Below are 18,880 nucleotides of genomic sequence, written 5' to 3'. Positions count from 1 at the left end.
TCTTCATAGAGTTGTTGAAAATATATTACATTTACATTTTTAATATTAGAAACCATATAAAAACCCATTGAGATTTAATGGGTTTTTATGGTTTCTTATTTCTATTCTTTTCTTTCTCCTTCTACTCTTCCATACTTCCCTCCACCACCGGTTTGAAGCACAATCTCTCCAGTTCTAGCGGCCATAATATACTCTACCACTTTTTTAGGAACAATATCTATTAGTAAGGAATAGGGAGCTTCATGAATAATCTGCATTTCAGTGGAAAAATAGAGAAGTAATTTCTCTAATGTTTTCTTGCCTAATCCAGGAATATATTCTAAAGGAATTTGATGAATATATGGTGGTCTAATAGGTGAATCTTCGTTATCTTTTAATTCAAGAATTCTAGCAGCTACACCTTTCACCCACTTTTTACTTCCACAATTCACACAATTATTTAATAAGGTTGAATGTGGAGCATAACAAGCTAAGCATACCGTTTCATGATATTTCCCAAGTTTCGGATCCAGACCATAATTAGCAACGATTGCTCTCCCTTCTTCCTGATGAAGAGCTTTTTTCCATTCTAAAAAACTAGCTTCTTCTAGCTTCATCACTTGATATTCTCTTGCTATTTTTTCTAATGAATGCGCATCAGAATTTGTTAAGAATGTAAAAGCATGTAATTCCTTTATTTGATCAGCCATTTGGGTATTTGCACTTAAACCAAGCTCTATACCATCTATCTTATGATAGTCAAATACTTCTGTTAAGGATTCTCTAACACCACTTCCATATAAACTCTTAAATGGTGTGAATACGTGAGCAGGAATAAAGATTCCATGTAGCTCTACTACCTTTTCTTGCAGCTCTCTTCCACTTACATAAATTCTTTGAGAGCTAAGTGTTATGTTTTTCATAAAGTCGCTTAACCATATAGAAAAATGATTCATTGCCTCAAGAGTTGGCATATAACAAAGAACGTGAATAGGGCCTTTACAAGTTTCATCATAAATCTCTAATTCTGAACCAAGGAGGATGGTTATGTCATTCATACGCATTCCTCCATTTGACATTTCTACCATTCTTCCTTCATGGATTAAGTCTTCCATTTCCTTTAGAACTTCTGGGGATTGACAATCAATGATCCCAATGATGTCTAATCCTTTTTGTTTGCTGGCAAATTCAATAATTGCTGTTAAAGTAAGGGATTTAGAAGCCGTAATCTTTACTGGTTTCCCACTTATCGTTCTACCTATGTGTATATGTAAGTCTGCGAAATAATGATTCATTTTATTTGGTTAATGATGCAATTTGTAAGTATTGTACGGCAAACATTGTTTTTGCATCAAAAATTCGTTGTTCAAGAATAAGCTCTTGTGCTTCCTCTAATGTTATTTCCTTTAAGTTTACAAATTCATCCTCATCTAGCTCTGCTGCATTCTCTTTTTTTGTTAAACCATGCGCTATATATATATGAACAATTTCATCTGCGAAACCTGGTGAGGTATAAAATGATGTTAAAAGCTCTATAGATTCACAATCATAACCTGTTTCTTCTTCTAGCTCTCTTTTAGCACAGATAGCAGGCTCTTCTCCTTTTTCCAATTTTCCAGCAGGTATTTCTATAATAGTTTTCTCTAGCGCCTTGCGATATTGCTCTACCATGACCATTTTATTCTCTGCTGTAACTGCTATAACTGCAACTGCTCCAGGATGCTTTACAATTTCCCTTTTAGAGGTTTTTCCATTTGGCAACTCTACTTCATCTACTTGTAAAGAAATGATTCTACCATTATAAATAGGCTCTGTTTTCAATGTTTTTTCTTCTAAATTATTCATTTACTTCACTCCTGTTCTACATTTCATTCCCAACCTCATATACATCATTATACTTCTTTTTAGCTTAATGGAAAGGAATGGGGTCAATTCATGAAAGCATATGTTCGTTCTAACGGAATTGTATTAACAGGGAAAGCCTGGGAAATTCGCTATATGCTTAAAAAATATCGAAAAAATTATATTTTTGTGAAAGATTGGATAGAAACTCAAAATAAGGGTAGTAAAAATGAGAAACAATCTTTGTGAATTCTTCTAATTTCTCGTAAAATAGAACTATCTTAATTAGTGAGGTGTCCTATTTTGCAAAAAACAACTTTAGGTCTTTCTGACTTACAGGTTTCCAAGTATGGACTAGGCTGCATGAGTATTGGAACGGATGAAAAACATGCATTTTCTATTTTAGAAGCAGCCTTGGAAGAAGGAATTAATTATTTTGATACAGCTGATCTTTATGACCAAGGACAAAATGAAAAACTAATCGGCCGCTTTTTTAAGCATAATCGCGAAGATGTTGTTATTGCAACGAAGGTGGGAAACAAATGGAAAGATGGCGAACAAGGCTGGAGTTGGGATGCAAGCAAATCCTATATTAAAGAACAAGTTAAAACAAGTCTCAAGCGCTTAGACACAGATTATATTGATCTTTATCAACTTCATGGAGGCACATTGGAAGATCCTATTGATGATACAATTGATGCTTTTGAAGAGCTTAAGAAGGAAGGAATTATCCGTTACTATGGGATTTCCTCTATTCGCCCTAATGTTATTCGTGAATACGTGGAACGGTCTTCAATCGTATCTGTGATGGTTCAATACAGTATTTTAGATAGACGTCCAGAAGAGCTTATCTTGCCTTTATTAGATGATTACGGGATAAGTGCCGTGACGAGAGGACCAGTTGCAAAAGGCTTACTAAGTCCCCAATATGCAAAAAAATTATCGGAGAAGGGTTACTTAGATTACTCATCAGAGGAACTTCACACCGTTCTTAATAATTTAGAAGAGAAGTTTAAGGATACTCGAACTTTAACGGAAGCAGCTATTCAATATAATTTATCTCAGCTTGCAGTGACAAATATCATTGCTGGAGCAAGCTCAGTGGAACAATTGCGCGAAAACGTAAAAGCAGTTAATAGTGCCCCTCTAACTACAGAAGAAATTGCCTTTATTCAAGATGTATCAAAAGTAAATAAATATACAAATCACCGTTAATAACTATTAAGATTACTCTTTATTTATACAAGACTAGTATTCTATTAATTGTTTTTAAGTCGTTCATATTAGTTATGAACGACTTTTTTTCTAGTTTCACTCTCTTCTGTCGTTCATTTAACATCAAATAAATTTACAAAAATACTAAAAATCAAATAAAGGGTTCTATTACCTTCCCATTTCATAGATTAAATTAGACTACTATTATGCCATGTAAAACAACCAGATCATCTATAATCTAGTTATTAATTATTAAATTCCCTCCACTTCCACTATCTTTACAAATCGATTATTCCAAACAGATTCATGATGACGAATAATATCTTTTGCTGTTAACACATTGCTGTCTAAAGTACTATGTCCATCTTTCACTAGTAAATTTTGTTGATATCCTCTACTATAAGCATTTCGCATCGTTGTATCTAAACAAAATTCTGTTTGTGCTCCTAAAAAGACTAATTGCTCCACACCAAGCTTCTTCAATGTTTCATCAAATGCTGTTTGATAGAATGCATCCCACGTAATTTTTTCTATAACAATATCCGAACCTTCCTTGTGTAAACCTTGATGCAGTTCCCAAGTAGCTGTTCCCCTCGCAAATTCAGACGGTGCTTCTTCAGTATGTTGAATAAATATAATGGGAACTTCATTCTCTCTAGCACGATTTATTGCATTGTTGATGGTAGCAACAACTTTCTCATATTCATACAAATGATACTCTTCCTCTAGAAAAAAAGCTTCTTGAATATCAATTATCACTAATGCTTGCTTCATGTATTAGTCCCTCCATTTTTCATTCAGAATATTTAAATAACATTTCTATTTTACCTCGAAATGTAACTTAAAGATATACAAGGAGGCGATCATAAGTAGTAAAAGATAGTGTTAAACCAAAAGATTCATATTAAACTTTTATTGAATTAAACATTGTTAATAAGGACGTACAACAAGAATTACTAGATGGTACCAATAATCTAGAGCACTTTTCCGTTGTAGGTTCCAAAGAGAATTTTCCTTCAACCCACTCATGATAAATTTCTGTAAGTAAAATGGAGGTTACCAACGAATTTTGCTACTTGGTAACACCTTTCTTCATTGTTCTAACATGATGGAAACCACGCCTTATGTAAAAGCTTAATTCCCCCTTCAATCTCATGAACGGATAATCCTCCATATCCTAAAAGAACCTGTGGAAAAAGACTTTTTTCTCCATGGAAATAATAGATAGAAAGAGGATACACTTTTACGCCAACACACTCTGATTCTATTATTAATTCTTCCTCCTTTTTATTCGTTTTTATTTCTAAGACAATATGTAAACCTGAATTCTCTCCAATTACTTCTACTTTTTCACCAAAATAGCTCACTATTGCTTGAAGAAGTGTATGACGTTTCTTACGATATAGTGTCCTCATTTTATTTAAGTGACTGTTATAGTAGCCTTCTTTCATAAAACGAGCTAAGGTATCTTGCTGTTGACGAGACACAGTTTGTTTATAAATAGTGAAATATTTTTTATAGATTGAAACCAAGTTATTCGGTAACACCATATAGCTAATTCTCACCGAAGGAATGAGCGACTTCGAAAATGTGCCCAAATAGATTACGCGATCACTGTTATTCCAACTAAATAACGCAGGTATAGGCTTTCCCTTGTATCTAAATTCTCCATCATAATCATCTTCTATAATATAACTATTATTTTCTCCTGCCCATTCTAACAATTCCATTCGTCTATTAATAGGCATAATCATTCCAAAAGGAAATTGATGAGAAGGTGTAACATATAGAACATCTGCCTTACTTTTATATAATTCCTCCACACGAACGCCATGTTCATCAAGTGATATTGGGATAGTATCAGCACCTAAATCTTCTATCACTCTTCTCGTACGGTGAAAACCTGGGTTCTCAAACGCATATCGCTTATCTCTCCCCATTAATTGACCAATTAATGCCATTAATACTTGCGTACCTGCACCTATGACGATTGAATTAGCATTGCAATTCACTCCTCTAGAAGAATAGAGATATGTAGCAATTTCTTTTCTTAATGAAACATCACCTTGAGGTTCTCCATTATGAAACCAATCTTTCTGGCTCTCCATAATAGATTGAATAGATAACTTCCTCCATGCATTTAAAGGAAATTGGTCACTATCTACTCTACCAGAGCTAAAATCGATACATATTGGTGGATCTGAATCTTGAATTTGTGCCAATTGTTCATCCGCTACCTGCTTAATAATATTTTCTTCTAAATGAAGAGATACAAAGTATCCTTTTCTTGGAGCACTTTCTATGAAGCCTTCTGCAACAAGCTGATCATATGCTGCTTGAACAGTATTAAAACTCACCTGAAGATGGAGAGCAAATTTTCGTTTAGAAGGTAATTTTTCATTTAAAGGTAATTTTCCATTTATAATCTCTTGCTTTAAATAGTTTGTTAACTGTATATATAATGGTTCCTTTACTTCTTTTTGTAAAATTGGTGTCAATTCATTCATCTACTTCTCTCCCCACCATCTGATACCTTCCATTTTATCAAAACTGATCCTTATATTTATACCAGAATATGATTTAATTGGTAAAAAGGATAGGAGGAAAAAGAATGAAGAAGCAAGCAACACACTTTAGTTTTTTAACAACAAAAGAAAAATGGATAGAAGCTTATCCAATCATGAAACAACTAAGAACTTCTTTAGATCTACAAGCGTATTTAGAATTAGTCGAAGAAGCAACAATCAAGGAGAAATATCAATTGGTAGCCTTATATGTTGATGGAAGTATTGTTGCTTTATGTGGGTTTATGCCAATGATTACTTTATATAATGGAAGATTTATTTGGATATGTGATTTAGTAACAAGTAGTCTTGATCGATCAAATGGATTTGGAGCAACCATTCTAAAATATGTTCAAGAATGGGCAATTAAGAATGACTACTCTACAATATCATTATCATCTGGACTTCAAAGAATAGACGCTCACCGTTTCTATGAAGAAAAGATGGAATATTCTAAAGTAAGCTATGTATATTTAAAAAAGCTATAAAAAGTAAAAGAAAGTAGACTCCTACTTTCTTTTACTCTCCCAAGCCCAGTTCTCTATTTGTTTTCTTAATTGTTCTTTCTGTTCTTGAAATTGTCTGATTCTATGTCCATTCGCACCTGAGGAATGAGGAAAGCCGGTGAGAAATGTTTGATGTATAGCACTATTTTGATTCAATGTTTTCAGGGTTTCCTCTACCATACTGCCAAGCGGAATGATTAAAGCATTTCTTGGAATCATACTAAGTTCTTGTGGAAAAACACGATAAGCATATTGGCATAGAAGATTGCTTTTTTGAATAGGTGGTTGATGACCAGTGTAATTTTTTACTTTATAAAAAACTGGATATTTTATTAATGATGTTGTATGAAGCAACTGTCTACTATCTGAAAAAAGAAAAGAACAATCTGTTAATCCTAATGCTTTTGAAAGAGAACATTCATTTAACATCGTAATAAGGTTTTTACGCATCTTTCCAGCAAAATTGGCAGCTTCTTTAACCTTTTGCAGCGTCTGATGTAAGGATATTTGGTCTTCATTAATAATAAACTTTCAAAGGAGTGTCGCATTTGTGTCCAGCCTGGTGTAATTCCAACAATAATAACTTTTGCATCTGTATTGTTATATTCATTATGAGGCGCATAATACATAGAAAGATTACACCCGTTTCCATCAGAAAATCACCGATTAGTAAGTCTGTCTTCTCCAAGAAATGGTTGTACGGAAGTTTCTGTATGGCTGGAAGAAAATCTTCTAGTTTCATTTTTCCCTCCTAGAAAAATAAGGTATATATTCTTCCTACTACTTATTAACTGTCAATAGTATACTCCCTCTCCACTTTGCAAATTCGAACTTTATAATTTTTATACCATTCTCTTTTACCTTTATCCTGAGCTGTTTTATGTGCAGCGTGTTCTTTCCAACTAGTTATATCCTCTAATGTCTCCCAATAGGACACAGTTATTCCAAGTTCACTATCTCTAGCACTTTCAATTCCAAGAAACCCTTTTTGTTTGGAAGCTAACTCTTCCATTGTTTTTGCCATTTTTCCATATCCATTATCTCCATCTGTTCTTTGTGAAGAAAAAATGACTGCATAATAAGATTTCTTTTGATTTATCATTCATTACTTCCCCCTACATACAAAGAAATTTATTGACTCACTTAACTATATTGCCATTAATTAAATTATCCTTTAAAATCTCCTCTCCTACTTACCCTCTTTATCAAGTCCATTTTTTCCTCTAACTTATCCACATTCATTTTAAACATTGCCTTTCTAAACTATTAATCCAGTAAATTACATTTCATTTCAGAAGTATAGCTAATTTTCACCAGTTAATCAAATAGTGCAAACTTTTTAAAGATGCTTATTATTTGAAAAAATATAGATTTTTCTAAATAAACAATTGCAAATATATCCTTTTTTGTATATATTGTTATTATAGTATATATACAATATTTCAAAAAAGAATCAACCTAAATGTATGCTAAAAAAAGAAAGAAGAGGGATTGGCATGCAAATCGTTATTTCTAACCATTCTAAAGAGCCAATTTATGAACAAATAACTAGTCAGATAAAAGCTTCTATATTAACTGGCGAACTAAAGGAAGGTGAAGCAATCCCTTCTATGCGCAAACTTGCCAAAGAATTACAAATAAGTGTGATTACAACTAAACGAGCCTATGACGAATTGGAAAAAGAAGGATTTATATATTCTATTGTCGGAAAAGGTTCGTATGTAGCAGAGCAAAACCTCGAGATTATGAGAGAAAAAAAGTTAAAAGTTATTGAAGAGCAGCTTAGCGCAGTCATTCTTAATAGTAAAGAAATTGGTCTTCCGTTAGAGGAATTGCAGCAATTACTAAATATTCTGTATGAGGAGTGAGCTAAATGGAAAATGTGGTTGAAATGATTAATGTAAATAAGAAGTTCAAGGATTTTTCTGTTAATAATATGAATTTGCAAATAAAGAAAGGTTATATTACAGGATTTATTGGTTCTAATGGTGCAGGTAAGTCTACCACTATCAAATTAATGATGAATTTGTTACGACCTGATTTAGGAGAAGTAAAAGTTTTTGGATTAGATTATAAAACACATGAAAAATCAATTAAAGAACGACTAGGATTTGTTTTCGATGAAAATATATTCTTTGAAGGTCTTCACTTAAAGGATATCAAACGTATTGTTGCACCAGCCTATAAAAATTGGGAAGATCGACTATTTTATGAGTATATGGATCAATTTGAATTGCCATTAAATAAGCCAATTAAAACTTTTTCTAAAGGAATGCAGATGAAAGCTTCCTTAGCCATAGCTCTATCTCATCATGCAGAATTAATCATTATGGATGAACCTACAGCTGGATTAGATCCTGTTTTTAAAAGAGAGCTTTTAATCTTATTACAGGATTTGTTAGTAGATGGAGACAAAACCATTTTCTTTTCTACTCATATTACCTCAGACCTAGATCGTATTGCAGATTATATTGCTTATATAAGAAGAGGAGAATTAGTGTTTCAAAAATCTATACATGAAATTGCAGAAAACTATGCGCTCGTAAAAGGAAGAACAGAACTACTTGATAGGGATACGGAGAAAGCTTTTCTTCACATTCACCGGGCATCTACTGGATTTGAAGGATTGACTGACCAAGCAAAAACAGTAAAAGATATATTCGGGGAATCCGTTTTGATAGAACATGCTTCTCTCGAAGATATTATGTATTATTTGAAAGGAGGAGTTCAGCGTGTTTAATTTAATCAGACGTGATGTTATCCTACAAAAGAAACAATTATTAATCTTTATCCCTTATCTCTTAGTTTTTATTCTAGCAGGATCACACCCTATCTTAATTTTTACCGTTGCAAGCATTTTCATCCCTTTAAATACTTATGCTTATGATGAGAAGGTACAAACAAATATCCTATTAAACTCCTTACCTTATACAAGAAAGGAAATTATTGCTTCACGTTACCTAGGTGCACTTTTTTATATGATTTTGGGCATATCCATCACTTGTATTGTACTGACGGTTTTCAATAAAGCTTTTACTATTCAAGATTTATTATTTAGCATAGGGTTATTTTTAATATATATTTCGATTATGTTTCCATTATTTTATATCGTTAAACAAGGCTATTTTTTTATAATTGCCATACTTAGCTTTCTTGCTTCAACTTTTATAGGTCCTCCTATTGTATCATTTTTAGGTAGACATTTCCCTGCCATTACCACAGTCATTACGGAAGCATCTCCTATTGTTTTATATATAAGCTGCTTTGTTCTACTTGCATTTGTTTTTCTTATTTCGTGGAGGACCACGCTAGGAATTTACCTAAAAAAAGCATTCTAAACTAAATAATAGTATATAGCTTGGCTCTTTAAAGAACGAATAATATTACTATTTTTAAAGGGCTTCTGTCTTTTTTAGCACTTTTTCATTTAGGAAAAACTCAATCTTCCCTATCCATTACCGTACATATCATCCATAACTTCTAAGAAAAAAAGCAACCGATATTACTTTTTACAAAAAATAGAAATAAGTACAGATAAAGAAGGAATTTTTCCGTAAATGAAAGAAATAATTAGAGAAAGGTTGGGAGATGCAATGATTAAAGCAATACTTTTTGATTTAGATGGAACATTACTGAATAGAGATGAATCTGTACAACTATTTATAGCTAACCAATATGACCGTTTTAGTCACTATCTTGATCATATCCCCAAAGAACAATACATACATAGATTTATTCATTTAGATAATCATGGATATGTCTGGAAAGATCAAGTTTATAAACAATTAGTGAGTGAATTTTCCATTGAGAAGTTGCAATCAGAGGATTTTCTACAAGATTATATAGAAAATTTTCACGATTATGCAGTTCCGTATAATCACCTTATATCAGTTCTTGATAACTTAAAAACACAAGGGTTACTATTAGGAATAATAACAAATGGTTTTGGTCAGTTTCAAATGAGTAATATAGAGGCATTAGGAATAAGCGATTATTTTCATACCATTCTAGTTTCTGAATGGGAAGGAATTAAAAAACCCGATCCTGCTATCTTTCATTCTGCAGTGAATAAACTTCAAGTAACTCCATCGGAATGTGTATATATTGGAGATCATCCCATTAATGATATAAAAGCTGCTCAGGAGGTAGGAATGAGAACCATTTGGAAGAAGAATTCGAATTATTTTCATTTTAAAGATAGTTTTAGCATTAATGAGCTCGTGGAGATTCCACCAATGGTAAAAGAGTTTTCTAGGTAGTACAAGTAATTGGATTCTCTTATCCTTTCGTTGTTTTTTAACTTCTTCGTTTCCACTTTATTAGTCTATATATATCTTTTGCCAGACTCCTCTTTAGAAATAGACACCCAAGATATAATTCTATGATTTAAAACATACTATGAATTTAAGGGTTATTTTTCCAAATAAAAATATCTTTTGCACTTTCTTCCGCATATTTTGAATAGGAGGTTTGAAAATGGGAAAAGAATGGAATGAAAATGAAGTATTAAATATGATAAAAGAATTAGAGCAACTATGTAATGTAAGCGAGGAACTTTCACAAACAAAGGAAAATGCTAATAAACAGCGCTTTTACGAAGGAATGGCCATTGCTTATACTACAGTAGTAATGAGATTAAAAAATGAGGTTCAACAAATTGATTTAAAAGTAATAAATGAGCTGTTTCAAGCGATAGAAAAAACCTCTCACGCAAATAGTATAGATTACCATTCAACCTGTTCTTTCTGTCAAAAGAATACGGTTAAAGTAGGTGTTTTAGCAGTTGGTCCAGGTGTATCTATCTGTAAAGAATGTATAGAGTTTGGAGGAGAGTTAATTAAGTCAAATAGCAGTATTATTTAAACGTTTTACCATACTTGCCATAGAGAGGAGATTCTCCTCTCCTTTTTGTTTACCATTCTTAATAAAGTTAAGCTCCTTATACTTTCTACTTGTCCCAAAAATATGCTGGTCATGACAAATGTGAGATTTGCTTTACTAAGTATTGGAGGAATATTTGTTACTTCCAGGAAGCTTCTTAATTACATTCCAAGCTTGAATTGCTTCTTCACGACTTTTCCCTTTGTTTTTCGGGTCAGCAAAAAAGTCTTGAACGAATTGATTATATTCGAATTGAGGAGCAATGGTTTTCTTGTATGAAGGGGCTTTTTTTCGTACTTCTTCCTCAAACCAGGCATCTACTACATCACGATATGTTTTCCCTACATTGTTTTTAAAATAGTCTTGGATATAGGTAGAGAAGTGGAATTTCGGAATAACTGTTTTAAAAAAGGCTCTTACATTTTGACTACAACGATGATTTTCTGTGATGACTGTATCGAGACTTAAATCTAATTGAAGTTGCATCTTATTATTCGCTTTCGATTTTCTACTCGTTTTTTTTATCTCACCTGTCTGAAGAAATATTTCAATCCTATTAGAAATCTCTAATTTTGATCCAGAGGTACTTATTCCATTTTCTCTACAAAAACACTGTAACTCTTCCTTTAACCAATAAAAGTCTTTAAAACTTTCTACACTTATGTCTTTTGTTAGATAAGGTCTCATAATCCCACCTCCGTATGTACATATTTAGGACAATAATGAATACTATTAATAGTTTGTTAACATTCTAAGACTTACCTTTCCTTCAATTCCAATAAATTATATTTAAATAATAAGATTATCTCATAATTCATGATAAAATGGGCGATCAAAGGAACTAAAATATTATTAGTTTCTGCAAAAATCCAACCAAATGTTAAACTTGGAATAAGAATATTCAATAACATTATAGGTTTTTTGAAGTACTGAATGTGTAGGGATAAAAATAGGATGGTCGTAATGAATATGGATAATAGTTGATTATCCATATAGAGATATAATAAGCTTTGAATAATTCCTCTAAATAATATCTCCTCGAATAAAGCACCAATAAACAGGAAAACAAAACTTTGCAAAATAGGATAGTTTTGAAAGCTCTTATTTGTTTCGTCTATATCAGTAACTGGAATATAGAAGGATAGAATACCATCATAAAGTAATAAACCAGTAGAAGCAACAGTGGAATAAACTATTAAATTCATTGGATTTTCAAATGAGATAACATATTGAATATCTAATACATCAAAGACAATAAAAATAAAAAGAAGAGCTACACAAATAACTGAATACGAAGTGAAGGCTATTATCGCTCTTTAGGCATATATTCTTTTCTTGTTTTTTTTCCATACAAACCCACTTATTTTACTAATAATTAAGATATTGACCAAAATTTCCTAGGCAATACTCGATTTACCTATATATCATATAGCGATATAAATAAATATAACTAAAAATAAGGAATCAATAAGATGAACAAACCCCTCCTGATTTTTCTAAAAACATGCTTCACATATAATTTGCCCTTCATCTTGTAGAAATGCTTTTATTTCTGCAAAACCTCTTCTTTCTGGATATCTTATTTTAACAAAAATCAGTTCATTTCCTTTTATCTCTTTCTTGCAATAAAAGCATTTAGCATGGTTGTTAAACCTTGTTTTCCCTCCTATCTTTACTTTTGTTTCCTTTACTACTACTTTTCCATAATATGTAATTACTTTAAATTATTTTTTCTATAAAAATATTTCGTAATAAGTATTTTCATTCCTGTTAAATATATAAGTAACATACCTAACTTGAAAAGAGGATTTAATATGGATAAACAAATTAAAGAACTTCAAGATCAATTAAGAAAAGAACATAAGGATGTGGCGAAATATACACAACATGTATTAGATGCACTTGATAATTTAATAAATGAACATCGAAAAGTTGTCGCATCTGATGCAATGGCTGGGATTAGGCCAGATGGATGTGAGGAACATGCATTTTACACAACCATGAATGATGTGAAATTTACAATCATGAGTGAATTGAGAAAAACAGTAGATGATTTTATGCATTTAGGAGATAAGTATCATACTAAGCATTATCCCGATGGAGTGAAAGAATAAGGTTATGGAATAACTAGATCCTTACTACATGAAAATACATTCTCGTTAAAGGGTTTTCTTTTACCTACAGACTTAAACCCTTTTTCTGAGAAGACGAGAATACAGTGCACTCACCTAACCAATTTTTGTCTGAATACGCTTTAAAAACTCCCTAATGATTCTGGATAATCCATTGTTAGCATTATAAATATACCCGAATGAATATGTTTTATAGTGTGGAGGAGCAAAATTAATAACAATGAATTGCTCGCTACGCGAAAGACTTGCATCTGTTTTAAATGCATAGTCAAATCCTATATTGATGGCTGTGTTATTTTCTAGAGCATGACGTATGGTATCTACGTTGTTCGTTGTAAATAATATCTCGAAAGGCTTAGTGGTAAAGCCTTTAATGAAATCTTCTATGTAAATATCATTATATAACACTACTGGTTGATTTTTTAATAGCTCTTCTGTGATGAGAGAATACTTAGCAAGTGTGGAATTTTTATTAACAGCAGCAACCATATGCCCTTCTATTAATTTCTTAAAAAAAAGATTCGGATACATCTTTTCTTCTTTTTCTGTATAAGTAATAAAGCCCACATCCACTTCTCCTTCTAGTACTTTACCAATTATATACTCTGTACTATTTTCATAGATTGAAGCTTTAATATTAGGATAATCCCTTTTGATATCTGCAATTAAATGAACGAGAATTTCCATTGGCCCAGGGTATGTGGCCACTTTTATTTCCCCATTCATAGTGTCTGTATATTCTTCTGCTTCATCTATAAATTCTTGTAATTTTACTAAAACACCATTTGCCTTTTCAACTAATTTTTGGCCTTCCTCTGTAGGAATTGTTCCTCTTCTAGATCGATGGAAAAGAAGAATATTTAACTCTTTTTCTAAGTTTTTGATAGATTGACTTAACGCAGGTAACGTGATGTGCAAGTTTTCTGCTGCTTCCTTTAAAGACCCCGTGTTAGCAATTTCAACTATATATTTTAGTTGTTCCATATTCATTTAGTCATCATCCGTTCTAGTTAATTAAAACTTAACTATCGTTAATAATAACTAAATTTACCATAAGTAACCTTCGTTGTATACTAAAATTATCCAAAATACAAAGGGGTTGTTTCATAATGAAAGCGCTAAGATGGCATAATCAGAAGGATATACGTATAGAAGAAATAGACGAACCTATTGTAAAACCAGGACAAGTCAAAATGAAGGTAAAGTGGTGTGGTATTTGTGGAAGTGATTTGCATGAATACTTAGGAGGTCCTATTTTTATTCCAGTTGACACTCCTCATCCACTTACAAACGAAGTAGCACCTGTTACGTTAGGTCATGAGTTTTCTGGTGAAGTAGTAGAAGTTGGTGAAGGAGTAACAAATTATGCTGTCGGAGATCGTGTAGTAGTGGAACCAATTTTTGCTACTCATGGGCATCAAGGTGCTTATAATTTAGATCCTGATATGGGCTTCTTAGGTCTCGCTGGTGGAGGCGGTGGTCTTAGTGAGTTTGTTACTGTTGATGAAGAGTTACTTTTTAAATTACCAGATGATTTATCATATGAACAAGGGGCACTTGTGGAGCCCTCTGCTGTAGCTCTATATGCTGTTCGTTCTAGTAAAGTAAAAGCTGGAGATAAAGTGGCTGTATTTGGTTGCGGGCCAATTGGTCTACTTGTGATTGAGGCACTGAAAGCAGCAGGAGCTACGGATATTTATGCAGTAGAACTATCACCAGAAAGACAAGCAAAAGCAACAGAATTAGGAGCTATCGTTGTGGACCCTACTAAAGTAGATGACACAGTTAGCGAGATTAAGAGATTAACGCAGGGTGGAGTAGATGTCTCCTTTGAAGTAACTGGTGTTCCAGCTGTGTTACGTCAATCTATTCAATCAACAGGTATTGGTGGAGAAACAATTATCGTAAGTATTTGGGAAAAAGGAGCAGAAATCTCACCAAATGATATTGTTATTCAAGAACGTACGGTGAAAGGAATTATTGGATATAGAGATGTATTCCCTGCCGTTTTATCTCTAATGCAAAAGGGATATTTCTCTGCTGAAAAATTAGTTACAAAGAAAATTAAATTAGATGATGTTATTGAAGAAGGTTTTGAAAGTTTAATTAAAGAAAAGAATCAAGTGAAAATTCTCGTTCAATCAGAGCAGTAAAGATAATAAATTAATAAGGAGCCACTATGGCAGGTGGATCCTTATTAATTTATTAATTTATTATTTTCTAATTATCCAACCATGAGTATTCAATGCTGAATAAATTGGTTGGATGCTAGAAAAACCTACGTCTGCCATTAGTCTCTCTATATCTTCCTTTTTAATAGGATAATAGGTTAGCCTCAGGGCTTCCCATGCTTCTTTTAGTCACTTGATGATTTAACATAAATTGTCGCCAGTACTTTTCATCCCATTTATTTTCTTCCAAACTAATTGTATAGAGAAAAAAAACACCAATTTCTTCTAATAAATCAAATACCTTTTGAAGAAAGAACTTTTTATCTTGAATGAAATGGATAACTAGACAAGAAGTTACTTTCCGATACTTTTGGTGGAAGGAATATTTCATAAAGTCTGCTACTACATACTGAATTTGTGCAGAAAGAGATATATTTTCTTTCTCAAGCTGTATCATGACTGTGGATTGATCAACCAATGTTAATGATGCGTGAGGGAAGCTCTTTTGAATAATGGAGATTTCCTTGCCACCACCTCCACCTATTATTAGCCCTTTTCCATTAAAATCACTAGAATATTTTGCTGTTAGACAAGCGTTCATAATTTCATGAAAAATATGATACCCAGGCATTTTATTGGAAATGGTAGATATATAGCTAGAAACTTTTTGTATACTATGCCAATCGTTTTTCATTATTAAATGGTCCTCCTTCCATTATTACTGAGACTTCTTGAAGGACATCTTCTAAGCTACATACAGAATTAATGGTCGTAATACCATATTTCTTCTTTGTATCTAATAGTTTTTTTATAACAAATGCAGCTACTTCTCCTGTTGCTTCTGCTTCCTTTTTACCATAAAGAACTATTGCATTAGGATCACTATTATTACTATTTGAGACTTTCAATGCATATAAGCCTGATCCTACTAGCTGTTTATTCATTATTTTTTGTAATAAACTAATCACTTTGCTAGAGGAAAGAATTCGTAGTAAATTCCACTTTTTTAAATAGAATAGTATCTTTGAAATAAATACTACATCAAACCCTAAGTAGGTAGTTACTAGTGTTTCTTGATACTCTTTACGTAAGACATGTTGGTCAGCAAAATTAAATGAGTATGTTTTTTTCATCCCTATAGGAGTGGAGAATTGCACATTTCGTTCCCTTTTAAAGCTTTCTATCTTTTCATCACCTAATAAATAATTCGAATTCATTTGAGAAAAGGTCCATTCTATTGCCGCTTTACCATGTGCATCCCCGATACCCAAAATGACATCAATGGTGATATCCTTCTCTTTTTGAGAAGTCATAGATACATATTTTTTCACCATTAAGTTGGTTACACCTGGTGCAATTCCAACATGAGTTATTATGGAAACATCTTGTTTTTTAGGTAGCTGATGAACTTTCTCCATAAAATCACTATTTGCGGAGATGTCAACATAATCAATTTTCTCTGCAATACAATATTTTACAAATTCTGTATTATTTTGATTGATACACATAACAACCATCCGAATATTCTCCAAATATGCAGAAGTTATTGTCCCCTCCACATCTATTAATTGATAGGTTAGACATGAATTGACTTGATTAACATATTCTTTCATCTTCTGTTCATTTCTTCCACCAATGACTATATTTGATACGCCCCTTTTCAATAAGGATTCAACAATGACATTTCCTACATGCCCATGTCCACCTATTACAAGTATTTTATCTCTCATCTTTTTCTCCTTTCCAATGAATGGCTAAAATACTCTACTAGAAGTCCTAATCCTTTTTCAAACATCTGTTTTTCTTCTTCAGATAATGATTTCTCCAAAATGTTTCTAAATTCTAATTCTATACTTTGGTGGTATTTATATACCGTTGCACCATTTTCTGTTAGTAATAAGGTTTGTTTTCTCTGATCATTTGAATTTGGTACGTTTTCAATAAGCCCTTTCTTTTTTAGTTTGGTAACTAACTGTGAGACGGCTCCCTTCGTTATTTTTAGATCTTCTCCTATCTCCTTTGCAGTTATAAGTTCGTTCACTCCAATTATTTCCAATATATGCATTTCACTTGGGGTAACCTCACCAATATTGGCAATAGAGTGTGGAACGGTTTCACTTTCTTTAATCTGATGTATAAGCAATCCAATTAATTGAGGTAATTCCATATTTTTCATCATAATATTAGTTTAGATACTAAACTAATATTATGCGAGTATCTTTCCTTCTTTTATTAAAATAAATAAGGATTCCAATTGGGTATTTCATTCCCCATTTAGAATATCCTCCTTTTTTTCTAATGAAATAAAAAGATTGAAAGATAACAATACCAATAGAACAACTAACTATGATAAGATACCATTCAATTGAATCTGCATATGTATTCGCTGAAGATAGTACAAAAAAAATTAGACCGTAAAAACATCCTGAGATGAAAAACGTAAAAGAATTCGCTCTTTCAATCTTAATAATAGCTTCACCAATAAGCGTTGCTATTAAAACGATTGGAATTCCATAAAAACTAGGAAATACCATGATACTTAGTATGTCTTCCACACCCAAATCATCATTATTGGATAGGATAAATAAGAAAGCCATCCAAATAAGATACACAACATAAGATACTAAAAATGCTAAAATTGTATAAAAAGTTTTATTCACTAAATATCACTTGTAAAGTTAGAAATACGATTAAAATGAGAAAAAATGCAAAAGTTTCTAGATTAATAAAGTAAGTATTTGACTTTACTTTTTCTAGTATTTTTATCGATCTAACAAGACTACTTTTAAACAATAGAGGCAGATAATAAAGAATTAGTAAACTAAACAGAAACATCATTCCTGCCATTATTAGATGCTGATTTTCCCAGAAAGCAAAACCTAACAGTAGTGCCCAAATGCATTTTATAACATTTGCCATTAATTCAAACGGACCAGATAAAGTTGCCATCATATGATTGCTTCTATCCATCGCTTCTGTATCATTGTTACCAACTCTATCTATATGTACAATATGCCCAGTCTGCAAGGTCATGGTGAATAGTAACATTATTAAGTAAAGTAAACCAAAAATTGTTCCTGTCTCTATCATTTCTCCATTTAATAAACGATTATAAATGATAGGAATTGGCACCCAACATGTGTACATCATCGCCATTAATAAATGAATCATTCCAAACTCATTTATATTTGCAAGTTTACTAAAACTAATAGCTGTAATTAGAAAAAGAACAATACCTATCCACCCTAAAATAACCGTAAAAAAATCCAATAATACCCCTCCATTTCCATTATTTTAACGCAAATATTAGTCTATCTAGCACGATTTTAAGAAGATATTATATATATGGAATCAAACTTAGTTACTAATTGTTATAATAAAAGAAATGTATTGATCATTTAAGGAAAAGATGTAAAGAGGATTTTAATAGAAAAGAGGGCATCTAGGTTGTATTCATTTAGTAAATTACTCAACTTTCGCACACTAAAATAGGCAGGTAGATCTTGATGTAATTAGGTAAGCCTGCAATCCAGTGTTGTAGTTGACATTGAATTAACCTTTGAATCTTTTTGTTGCTTTCTTTTAGGACA

The 18,880-nt window shown here is 32.2% G+C and carries 25 protein-coding genes; 10 read left to right on the top strand and 15 right to left on the bottom strand.

From position 1 onward, the window contains the following. Window positions 1-101: 101 nt before the first annotated feature. Both F9279_RS00125 and F9279_RS00120 read right to left on the bottom strand, forming a co-directional pair. Window positions 102-1,274 carry an endonuclease Q family protein gene (locus F9279_RS00125; RefSeq protein WP_152110607.1) on the bottom strand — a complete coding sequence of 391 codons (1,173 nt, stop codon included), beginning with the start codon at window positions 1,272-1,274 and terminating at the stop codon, window positions 102-104. A gap of 1 nt (window position 1,275) precedes the next feature. After that, complete coding sequence (locus F9279_RS00120) at window positions 1,276-1,824, bottom strand: NUDIX hydrolase (RefSeq protein ID WP_152110606.1); 549 nt, start codon at window positions 1,822-1,824, stop codon at window positions 1,276-1,278. Window positions 1,825-1,914: 90 nt separating this feature from the next. On the opposite strand from F9279_RS00120, the gene mciZ reads away from it, so the two are divergent. Together mciZ and F9279_RS00110 are read left to right on the top strand one after the other, a co-directional pair. Next, window positions 1,915-2,070, top strand: coding sequence for a Z-ring formation inhibitor MciZ (mciZ, locus tag F9279_RS00115; protein WP_152110605.1), 156 nt, complete (start codon window positions 1,915-1,917; stop codon window positions 2,068-2,070). Window positions 2,071-2,124: 54 nt separating this feature from the next. Beyond that, complete coding sequence (locus F9279_RS00110) at window positions 2,125-3,036, top strand: aldo/keto reductase (protein WP_152110604.1); 912 nt, start codon at window positions 2,125-2,127, stop codon at window positions 3,034-3,036. A gap of 252 nt (window positions 3,037-3,288) precedes the next feature. Here F9279_RS00110 and F9279_RS00105 read toward each other — a convergent pair whose 3' ends face one another. Together F9279_RS00105 and F9279_RS00100 are read right to left on the bottom strand one after the other, a co-directional pair. Further along, window positions 3,289-3,810, bottom strand: a complete 522-nt coding sequence (locus F9279_RS00105; protein WP_152110603.1) for an isochorismatase family protein — start codon at window positions 3,808-3,810, stop codon at window positions 3,289-3,291. Window positions 3,811-4,136: 326 nt separating this feature from the next. Further along, on the bottom strand, window positions 4,137-5,543 hold the full coding sequence (locus F9279_RS00100; protein WP_152110602.1) for a PLP-dependent aminotransferase family protein: 1,407 nt from the start codon (window positions 5,541-5,543) through the stop codon (window positions 4,137-4,139). Between the two features lie 104 nt (window positions 5,544-5,647). On the opposite strand from F9279_RS00100, the gene F9279_RS00095 reads away from it, so the two are divergent. After that, window positions 5,648-6,088 carry a GNAT family N-acetyltransferase gene (locus tag F9279_RS00095; RefSeq protein WP_152110601.1) on the top strand — a complete coding sequence of 147 codons (441 nt, stop codon included), beginning with the start codon at window positions 5,648-5,650 and terminating at the stop codon, window positions 6,086-6,088. Window positions 6,089-6,109: 21 nt separating this feature from the next. On the opposite strand, the gene F9279_RS25480 is transcribed toward F9279_RS00095, so the two are convergent. From F9279_RS25480 to F9279_RS00085, 3 genes are all read right to left on the bottom strand, one after another. Beyond that, window positions 6,110-6,556: a hypothetical protein gene (locus tag F9279_RS25480; RefSeq protein WP_226793066.1), complete on the bottom strand. Its 447-nt coding sequence runs from the start codon at window positions 6,554-6,556 to the stop codon at window positions 6,110-6,112. 67 nt (window positions 6,557-6,623) lie between these two features. Continuing rightward, window positions 6,624-6,848: a hypothetical protein gene (locus F9279_RS25475; RefSeq protein WP_226793064.1), complete on the bottom strand. Its 225-nt coding sequence runs from the start codon at window positions 6,846-6,848 to the stop codon at window positions 6,624-6,626. A 45-nt stretch (window positions 6,849-6,893) separates the two neighbouring features. Further along, entirely contained in the window at window positions 6,894-7,208 is a 315-nt protein-coding gene (locus tag F9279_RS00085) for an antibiotic biosynthesis monooxygenase family protein (protein WP_152110600.1), read from the bottom strand. A gap of 394 nt (window positions 7,209-7,602) precedes the next feature. On the opposite strand from F9279_RS00085, the gene F9279_RS00080 reads away from it, so the two are divergent. The 5 genes from F9279_RS00080 (at window position 7,603) to F9279_RS00060 (ending at window position 10,969) form a co-directional block, all read left to right on the top strand. Then, entirely contained in the window at window positions 7,603-7,974 is a 372-nt protein-coding gene (locus tag F9279_RS00080) for a GntR family transcriptional regulator (RefSeq protein ID WP_152110599.1), read from the top strand. Window positions 7,975-7,979: 5 nt separating this feature from the next. Beyond that, window positions 7,980-8,846: an ABC transporter ATP-binding protein gene (locus F9279_RS00075; RefSeq protein ID WP_152110598.1), complete on the top strand. Its 867-nt coding sequence runs from the start codon at window positions 7,980-7,982 to the stop codon at window positions 8,844-8,846. Continuing rightward, window positions 8,839-9,444 carry an ABC-2 transporter permease gene (locus F9279_RS00070; RefSeq protein ID WP_152110597.1) on the top strand — a complete coding sequence of 202 codons (606 nt, stop codon included), beginning with the start codon at window positions 8,839-8,841 and terminating at the stop codon, window positions 9,442-9,444. The genes F9279_RS00075 and F9279_RS00070 overlap by 8 nt, the downstream gene beginning before the upstream one ends. Before the next feature lie 219 nt (window positions 9,445-9,663). Then, window positions 9,664-10,365, top strand: a complete 702-nt coding sequence (locus F9279_RS00065) for an HAD family hydrolase (protein WP_319020730.1) — start codon at window positions 9,664-9,666, stop codon at window positions 10,363-10,365. A 217-nt stretch (window positions 10,366-10,582) separates the two neighbouring features. Next, a complete protein-coding gene (locus F9279_RS00060; RefSeq protein WP_226793062.1) occupies window positions 10,583-10,969 on the top strand; it encodes a ClpX C4-type zinc finger protein in 387 nt (128 codons plus the stop codon). 135 nt (window positions 10,970-11,104) lie between these two features. On the opposite strand, the gene F9279_RS00055 is transcribed toward F9279_RS00060, so the two are convergent. Then, complete coding sequence (locus F9279_RS00055; RefSeq protein WP_152110596.1) at window positions 11,105-11,674, bottom strand: DUF6434 domain-containing protein; 570 nt, start codon at window positions 11,672-11,674, stop codon at window positions 11,105-11,107. Window positions 11,675-11,745: 71 nt separating this feature from the next. Then, window positions 11,746-12,192 (bottom strand): CPBP family intramembrane glutamic endopeptidase, encoded by a 447-nt coding sequence (locus tag F9279_RS00050; RefSeq protein WP_226793060.1) that lies wholly within the window; start codon window positions 12,190-12,192, stop codon window positions 11,746-11,748. A 609-nt stretch (window positions 12,193-12,801) separates the two neighbouring features. Between F9279_RS00050 and F9279_RS00040 the strand changes: the two genes are divergently transcribed. Continuing rightward, window positions 12,802-13,101 carry a hypothetical protein gene (locus tag F9279_RS00040; protein ID WP_152110594.1) on the top strand — a complete coding sequence of 100 codons (300 nt, stop codon included), beginning with the start codon at window positions 12,802-12,804 and terminating at the stop codon, window positions 13,099-13,101. Window positions 13,102-13,215: 114 nt separating this feature from the next. Here the strand turns inward: F9279_RS00040 and F9279_RS00035 are convergent, their stop codons facing one another. Next, window positions 13,216-14,103: a LysR family transcriptional regulator gene (locus tag F9279_RS00035; RefSeq protein ID WP_193224364.1), complete on the bottom strand. Its 888-nt coding sequence runs from the start codon at window positions 14,101-14,103 to the stop codon at window positions 13,216-13,218. Window positions 14,104-14,228: 125 nt separating this feature from the next. Here F9279_RS00035 and F9279_RS00030 point away from each other — a divergent pair, with 125 nt between their 5' ends. Then, a complete protein-coding gene (locus F9279_RS00030) occupies window positions 14,229-15,272 on the top strand; it encodes a 2,3-butanediol dehydrogenase (protein WP_152110592.1) in 1,044 nt (347 codons plus the stop codon). A gap of 160 nt (window positions 15,273-15,432) precedes the next feature. Here F9279_RS00030 and F9279_RS00025 read toward each other — a convergent pair whose 3' ends face one another. From F9279_RS00025 to F9279_RS00005, 5 genes are read right to left on the bottom strand one after another with little or no spacing between them, the layout of a single operon-like run. Next, complete coding sequence (locus tag F9279_RS00025) at window positions 15,433-15,984, bottom strand: class I SAM-dependent methyltransferase (protein ID WP_152110591.1); 552 nt, start codon at window positions 15,982-15,984, stop codon at window positions 15,433-15,435. Then, window positions 15,965-17,020 carry a saccharopine dehydrogenase NADP-binding domain-containing protein gene (locus tag F9279_RS00020; protein WP_152110590.1) on the bottom strand — a complete coding sequence of 352 codons (1,056 nt, stop codon included), beginning with the start codon at window positions 17,018-17,020 and terminating at the stop codon, window positions 15,965-15,967. The genes F9279_RS00025 and F9279_RS00020 overlap by 20 nt, the downstream gene beginning before the upstream one ends. Continuing rightward, window positions 17,017-17,469: a MarR family winged helix-turn-helix transcriptional regulator gene (locus F9279_RS00015; protein ID WP_152110589.1), complete on the bottom strand. Its 453-nt coding sequence runs from the start codon at window positions 17,467-17,469 to the stop codon at window positions 17,017-17,019. The genes F9279_RS00020 and F9279_RS00015 overlap by 4 nt, the downstream gene beginning before the upstream one ends. A 16-nt stretch (window positions 17,470-17,485) precedes the next feature. Continuing rightward, complete coding sequence (locus F9279_RS00010; RefSeq protein WP_152110588.1) at window positions 17,486-17,950, bottom strand: hypothetical protein; 465 nt, start codon at window positions 17,948-17,950, stop codon at window positions 17,486-17,488. Then, window positions 17,943-18,560 (bottom strand): hypothetical protein, encoded by a 618-nt coding sequence (locus F9279_RS00005; RefSeq protein ID WP_152110587.1) that lies wholly within the window; start codon window positions 18,558-18,560, stop codon window positions 17,943-17,945. The genes F9279_RS00010 and F9279_RS00005 overlap by 8 nt, the downstream gene beginning before the upstream one ends. Window positions 18,561-18,880 lie beyond the last annotated feature (320 nt).

It is taken from the genome of Bacillus sp. B1-b2, from assembly GCF_009183415.1.
GTDB lineage: Bacteria > Bacillota > Bacilli > Bacillales > Cytobacillaceae > Niallia.
The sequence above is the reverse complement of the archived record's forward strand: the minus strand, read 5'-3'. Positions and strand labels throughout refer to the sequence as shown.

What these genes read in the sequence shown, in the direction of transcription:
- F9279_RS00125 (WP_152110607.1), bottom strand. Translation starts at nt 1,274, where the DNA reads ATGAATCATTATTTCGCAGACTTACATATACACATAGGTAGAACGATA.
- F9279_RS00120 (WP_152110606.1), bottom strand. Translation starts at nt 1,824, where the DNA reads ATGAATAATTTAGAAGAAAAAACATTGAAAACAGAGCCTATTTATAAT.
- mciZ (WP_152110605.1), top strand. Translation starts at nt 1,915, where the DNA reads ATGAAAGCATATGTTCGTTCTAACGGAATTGTATTAACAGGGAAAGCC.
- F9279_RS00105 (WP_152110603.1), bottom strand. Translation starts at nt 3,810, where the DNA reads ATGAAGCAAGCATTAGTGATAATTGATATTCAAGAAGCTTTTTTTCTA.
- F9279_RS00100 (WP_152110602.1), bottom strand. Translation starts at nt 5,543, where the DNA reads ATGAATGAATTGACACCAATTTTACAAAAAGAAGTAAAGGAACCATTA.
- F9279_RS00095 (WP_152110601.1), top strand. Translation starts at nt 5,648, where the DNA reads ATGAAGAAGCAAGCAACACACTTTAGTTTTTTAACAACAAAAGAAAAA.
- F9279_RS25480 (WP_226793066.1), bottom strand. Translation starts at nt 6,556, where the DNA reads ATGCGTAAAAACCTTATTACGATGTTAAATGAATGTTCTCTTTCAAAA.
- F9279_RS25475 (WP_226793064.1), bottom strand. Translation starts at nt 6,848, where the DNA reads ATGAAACTAGAAGATTTTCTTCCAGCCATACAGAAACTTCCGTACAAC.
- F9279_RS00085 (WP_152110600.1), bottom strand. Translation starts at nt 7,208, where the DNA reads ATGATAAATCAAAAGAAATCTTATTATGCAGTCATTTTTTCTTCACAA.
- F9279_RS00080 (WP_152110599.1), top strand. Translation starts at nt 7,603, where the DNA reads ATGCAAATCGTTATTTCTAACCATTCTAAAGAGCCAATTTATGAACAA.
- F9279_RS00075 (WP_152110598.1), top strand. Translation starts at nt 7,980, where the DNA reads ATGGAAAATGTGGTTGAAATGATTAATGTAAATAAGAAGTTCAAGGAT.
- F9279_RS00065 (WP_319020730.1), top strand. Translation starts at nt 9,664, where the DNA reads ATGAAAGAAATAATTAGAGAAAGGTTGGGAGATGCAATGATTAAAGCA.
- F9279_RS00060 (WP_226793062.1), top strand. Translation starts at nt 10,583, where the DNA reads ATGGGAAAAGAATGGAATGAAAATGAAGTATTAAATATGATAAAAGAA.
- F9279_RS00055 (WP_152110596.1), bottom strand. Translation starts at nt 11,674, where the DNA reads ATGAGACCTTATCTAACAAAAGACATAAGTGTAGAAAGTTTTAAAGAC.
- F9279_RS00050 (WP_226793060.1), bottom strand. Translation starts at nt 12,192, where the DNA reads ATGAATTTAATAGTTTATTCCACTGTTGCTTCTACTGGTTTATTACTT.
- F9279_RS00040 (WP_152110594.1), top strand. Translation starts at nt 12,802, where the DNA reads ATGGATAAACAAATTAAAGAACTTCAAGATCAATTAAGAAAAGAACAT.
- F9279_RS00035 (WP_193224364.1), bottom strand. Translation starts at nt 14,103, where the DNA reads ATGGAACAACTAAAATATATAGTTGAAATTGCTAACACGGGGTCTTTA.
- F9279_RS00030 (WP_152110592.1), top strand. Translation starts at nt 14,229, where the DNA reads ATGAAAGCGCTAAGATGGCATAATCAGAAGGATATACGTATAGAAGAA.
- F9279_RS00025 (WP_152110591.1), bottom strand. Translation starts at nt 15,984, where the DNA reads ATGAAAAACGATTGGCATAGTATACAAAAAGTTTCTAGCTATATATCT.
- F9279_RS00020 (WP_152110590.1), bottom strand. Translation starts at nt 17,020, where the DNA reads ATGAGAGATAAAATACTTGTAATAGGTGGACATGGGCATGTAGGAAAT.
- F9279_RS00015 (WP_152110589.1), bottom strand. Translation starts at nt 17,469, where the DNA reads ATGATGAAAAATATGGAATTACCTCAATTAATTGGATTGCTTATACAT.